The organism is Fulvivirga kasyanovii (genome assembly GCF_009711405.1).
Taxonomy (GTDB): domain Bacteria; phylum Bacteroidota; class Bacteroidia; order Cytophagales; family Cyclobacteriaceae; genus Fulvivirga; species Fulvivirga kasyanovii.
This window is the reverse complement of record NZ_SMLW01000317.1, coordinates 1-5430: the sequence shown is the minus strand read 5'-3', so window position 1 is coordinate 5430 and position 5430 is coordinate 1. Positions and strand designations below refer to the sequence as shown.

The window sequence follows — 5430 nt, the reverse complement described above, 5'->3', positions numbered from 1 at the left end:
CAATCTGGCTTTGGAGGCCACGGCCTCTACTTCTTATGTTTCTCCCTGGGAGACTTTGGATGCTGTTAATGACGGCTCCATGCCCTCTCATTCCAACGATAAGTCCAACGGCGCTTATGGTAACTGGAACAATCCCAATTCCATCCAATGGGTGCAGTATGCCTGGTCATCAGAAATGATGTTGGTTTCTACAGATATCTATTGGTTTGATGATGGTGGAGGTGTATTGACTCCTACAACTGCTTATGTGGAGTATTGGGATGGTGCCAACTGGGTAAACGCAGGAAACCTGCCCACAGTTAAAGATACGTGGAATACCATTGAGTTGGACAGCATTGTGACTACAAAGTTTCGCGTTTCCATGCTTAATCCCAGCCAGTCTACTGGTATTTTAGAGTGGCGTGTATACGGCGGAACACCGGATACAGGTGGGGGAGATCCGGGCAATGGCTCGGGTGGAGATGCCTTTACCTGGCCGCAATACAGCCCTAACATCAGCTATGATTTCAAAGATGAATTTCCGTCGCTACCTACTCCAACAAAGGTGCTGGATGATTGTCCTCAGGTTGTAGGTACACAGTCTTCGGGCTGGTGGACTTTCAGGTGGGGACCAAACGCCAATTCTTTGGTTACTTCCAATGCCATCACACCACTTCTGGAGCGTATGAACAAGGACTTTGCCTACTTCCGTGATGAAATGGGCTGGCCTCCGGATTTAAGAGCCAAGAAGGGCTACAAAAGCGCGATCTACCTTTATGGTTCAGGGTTATGTACAGATAATGCTTCTAATACCGATTTAGGCGGCTGGCAAAGCACCATTTTCCATAATGGCGTAAGCTGGCCAATGGTACTTGCTTCTTATTACCCTATTTACAGCTTTGACCCTGCCTGCACATTTAATGACAGGGAATCACAGCAGGGTGCTATGGTGCATGAAGGTATTCACGCCGTGCTGGCAGACCTTCCCGGTGTAAAAAAGTCAGCGTGGTTTCATGAAGGCGGAAACGTTTGGCTGCAACAAACGGCTGATGCGAGAAGATCAGGTGACTTTAGCTCTATGGGCTTCCTTAATGGTACTGATTTTATAGCTCCATTTATGCCTATCGAATGCTACACTGGCTGGCTTCAGGATGGTAGCTTCGGAGGCCCTTCTGCAGAAGGTGTCAACATGTTTGACGGAGAACAGCAGATCTGTACTTGGAGGACATACCTTGGCGGACACCAGTACAGCAGCTCTTTTCCCACTTTCCTGGGCAATACCCTTGGTGATGGTTCTGTGCCCTGGATCTGGAGACACTGCCCTGACAGGGTACTGGAAGGAATAGCCGGTGGTTTGGGTGAAGCGCAGACGAGACGCTTGATCTCTGAATATAGGGCCAAGCAGGCGTTGGTAGACTTTGGGCCGTGGACTTCGGCGGTTGTGGCCCTGATAGATGCCAACTTTCAACGCAATATTACGGCAGAGTGGCAACCTTCCTGGTTAAACCCTGATCCGTGGACTGCTACTCCCTATGTGAAAACTTCCAATGACGGTAACGGTTTGCTTACCCCTGAAGCCAGGACCACACCAGGCTGGTCAGGCGGAAACCAGATACCCTTAACGGTGAGTGGAAATATGGTTACTGTTAATTTTCAGCCTATAGGCAGAAATATGACTTGTCAGTTGGCATACAGGGCAACTGATGGTACGCCGGTATACAGTGAGCTGGTTTCAAGTGGAGAGCTAAGCCTAAGACTGGATAAAGCCCCTGCTAATGGCGTAGTGATTGCTGTAATCGCTAACACTGATTACATTTATGAGGGTGAGAGCACACGTAAAGCTCATTTTGATTACCGTCTCCAACTGGTATCTGGAGTATCCGGAACGGCAGATATATATACCAAATGGTACCAGTCGGCCAATCTCGCTAAAGCTTCGGCAAGAACAACAGGAGCCGAGCTTGGTATGGACATGTCCAAATACTGCTCTCATGACTACCGTAATAAACTGCCTGCGCAGGAAGTGAAAAACATAGCTGAAAATGGTATTTTAATGTACCCTAACCCTGCGGCCAGTGGTGATGAAATACAAATGCAGTTTAATAATCCGAATGCAGAGTCTATTGCTGTTTCAGTAGTCAATGCTTCCGGTCAGGTCGTTTACGAAGGGCATACACAAGATAATAACCTTGTGATTGTACCCGGAAAACAATGGGGTGCCGGGATGTATGTAGTTACTATAAAAAGCTCGGGCACAGAACATCAGCGAAAGCTCGTGATAGTAGATAAAAAGTGATAAAGCAGGGATCAGGTTGAATTTGCGAGGAGGCGTTAATAGCAATCAGCAAAAGCAGCAGGCAACCTGAAGTAAATGGCAGCGGATTTCGGGTTACTGATTTTAGGGGTAAGCTTCATTTTGCATGTTTTATTTTCTGATCTGTTTGTTCCAACTGCTTTCAACCTGGTTCCATCATATCAATTACCGGAAAGATTAAGAAGGTCATGGCTCAAACCTTTAAAAGGAGAGGGTCATGGCTTTTTTACTTTGGAATAGTGGTGGCAATAACAGAAGGGAAGAAATTACTTCCTCATAAACAGAAATACCATATACCCAATAAATGTCAACAGATAAAGCAGGGCCTCCCAGCGATCCAGTTTCTTTTTATTGATAGTAAACATAAACAATAGTAACAGCACTGCACCCCCTAAAAGAATGTAGATATCAATGTTGAGTGTAGGGTCGTATTTTAAGGGTGTGATCAGGCCTGTAATGCCCAGCACAAAAAGTATGTTGAAAATATTGGAGCCAATAACATTTCCGATAGCGATGTCAGCCTGCTTTTTATAGGCAGCAACGGCAGAGGTTGCCAGCTCAGGAAGTGATGTGCCGGCGGCTATGATGGTAAGCCCTATGAGCTTTTCGCTTACGTCAAACACACGGGCAACGTCTACTGCATTGTCTACAACGAGCTTTCCTCCGAGTATTAAACCTGCCAGTCCTCCCAATATCCGTAAAGTAGTGCTTAGCCCGCCGTAAATTTTAATATTGCTCTCCTCACCTTCAGGAGACGACTTCATACTAAAGAATACATAAGCAAGGAATAGCCCGAAGAGAATAGCGAGAATTACAGCATCAGTGAAATTTAGCTGGTCCGACGTGCCTTTATCAAACATGGTATCGTTGATCAGGTAAAATAGCAGCAAAGTGATGAACAGGGAAAAAGGCAGTTCCTTTAATACGGTATTTCTTTGTACCACCAGCGGATAGATTGTTCCTGATACGCCAAGGATAAGAAAGAGGTTGAAGATATTAGACCCGATAATATTACCAAATACTACATCGCTATGACCTTCTGTACCGGAAATAATGTTGACCACAAGTTCCGGAGCGGAAGTGCCAAGAGCTACTATGGTGAGGCCTATGGCAAGCTCAGAGATGTTAAACTTCTTGGCCAGGGAAGATGCTCCTCCTACAAGTGCTCCTGCACCTTTGATGAGCAATACAAAGCCAACAATAATAAGCGCGAAGTGTAATAGTAAAGCCAAATATCAGTGGGTTAAGCCGTCAAATCTAATAAAAAAGTCTTTTAATCGGCAAACTCTGCTATCAAAATGTATTAATTATTTTGAACGAAGCTGAGATAAAGTATAAAACTTTTTACAGGTAAGTGAGCAGATATGGGACTGGTTTAGTCTCATATCTGCTGTTAGAAATGATTTAAGCGAGCAGGTCATGCTCAATGCTTTCAATAAGCTTGTTCAGGTCAGCATCTGCCTGATCATATTGAGCTGCATTATCCAGCTTTTTGTTGACGCTGATATAGAATTTGATCTTTGGCTCCGTGCCAGACGGGCGTGCAGACACTTTATATCCGGCCTCAGTAAAAAATTGAAGCACATTAGATTTCTCAAAATCAATGGCACTGGTCTCTCCGGTCAGCAGGTTCTTCTCCGTACTGTTTTGGTAGTCAATTACTTTAACCACTTTTGATCCGGCCAATTGAGCAGGAGGGGTGCTTCTGTAGTTTTGCATCATGGTTTTGATCTCATCAGCACCTTTTTTGCCCTGCTTGGTCATTGAGATAAGCTTTTCTTTATAAAAACCGGCCTCAGTGTAAAGCTCCACAAGCAGGTCGAACAGCGATTTGCCCTGAGATCTGGCGTAGGCACACATTTCGGCAATCATAGCACATGAAGCAACAGCATCCTTGTCCCTCACAAAATCGCTGATCATATACCCGTAGCTTTCCTCACCACCGGCTATGAAGGTCTTTTTGCCTTCCAGCTCTCTGATGATGGAAGCGATATATTTAAAACCGGTCAGTGTATTATAACACTTAACACCGAACCTGGCGGCTACCTCATCAATAAGCTCTGTGGTTACGATGGTCTTTACCACATACTCATTGCCTTTATATTTGTTTAGCTCTTCCCATCTTTTCAGGATATAGTAGATGAGTAAACTACCGGTCTGATTACCGTTGAGAAGCTGGTACTCACCTTTATGATTTTTCACTGCAATACCCACGCGGTCAGCGTCAGGGTCTGTGGCCATGATCAGTTCAGCATCTATTTCCTGAGCCTTTTTAAGAGAGAGTTTTAGGGCTTCTGCCTCTTCAGGGTTAGGGTATACTACTGTAGGGAAGTTTCCGTTCGGTTCGGACTGTTCTTCTACAACATGAATATTCTCAAACCCAAAGTTTTTAAGGCATGCAGGTACAAGGCTGATCCCGGTACCGTGGATGGGCGAATAAACTATCTTAATGTCCTTTTGCGATTTGATGATATCAGGAGATAGGGAAAGCTTTTTGATTTCATTCAGATAAAGGTCGTCAATATTTTTCCCGATGTTCTCTATCAGTTTTTTATTGGCGTCAAACTTTACATCATCGATAGATTTTATCTGATTGACCTCATTAATTACGTTTTTATCGTGGGGAGCTACCAATTGTGCCCCGTCACTCCAGTATGCTTTGTAGCCATTGTACTCTTTGGGGTTGTGCGATGCAGTAAGTACAACACCACTGTGGCATTTGAGATGCCTGATGGCAAATGAGAGCTCAGGCGTAGGACGAAGCTCTTCAAAAAGGTACACTTTAATGTCATTGGCAGAGAAAACCCCCGCTACAGTTTCAGCAAAGAAGCGGCTGTTGTTGCGGCTGTCATGCGCTATAGCCACCTTGACCTGTTCGTTGGGGTAGGTTTTGATCAGATAATTGGCCAGTCCCTGCGTCGCCATACCGATGGTGTACTTGTTCATTCGGTTAGAGCCCGTGCCCATAATGCCGCGCAAACCGCCCGTACCAAACTCAAGGTCTTTATAAAATGCCTCGGTAAGGGCTTCCGGGTCATTCATCAGGCTACGGATTTCACCTTTTGCTTCGGTGTCTATATTGCTATCCAGCCAGCGCTGGGCCTTGGCTATTAGTTCGTTCATGCGTTAATTTTTTT

The 5430-nt window shown here is 45.2% G+C and carries 3 protein-coding genes; 1 reads left to right on the top strand and 2 read right to left on the bottom strand.

The genetic code is table 11. The annotated features are described in order from the left end of the window. A partial coding sequence (locus E1163_RS02750) for a T9SS type A sorting domain-containing protein (protein WP_155169221.1) occupies nucleotides 1-2275 on the top strand: 2275 nt, incomplete at its 5' end. A 284-nt stretch (nucleotides 2276-2559) separates the two neighbouring features. Here E1163_RS02750 and E1163_RS02745 read toward each other — a convergent pair. Next, nucleotides 2560-3525, bottom strand: coding sequence for a calcium/sodium antiporter (locus E1163_RS02745; protein WP_155169219.1), 966 nt, complete (start codon nucleotides 3523-3525; stop codon nucleotides 2560-2562). 172 nt (nucleotides 3526-3697) lie between these two features. Beyond that, a complete protein-coding gene (locus E1163_RS02740; protein WP_155169217.1) occupies nucleotides 3698-5416 on the bottom strand; it encodes a phospho-sugar mutase in 1719 nt (572 codons plus the stop codon). Between the last annotated feature and the right edge of the window lie 14 nt (nucleotides 5417-5430).

What these genes read in the sequence shown, in the direction of transcription:
- E1163_RS02740 (WP_155169217.1), bottom strand. Translation starts at nt 5,416, where the DNA reads ATGAACGAACTAATAGCCAAGGCCCAGCGCTGGCTGGATAGCAATATA.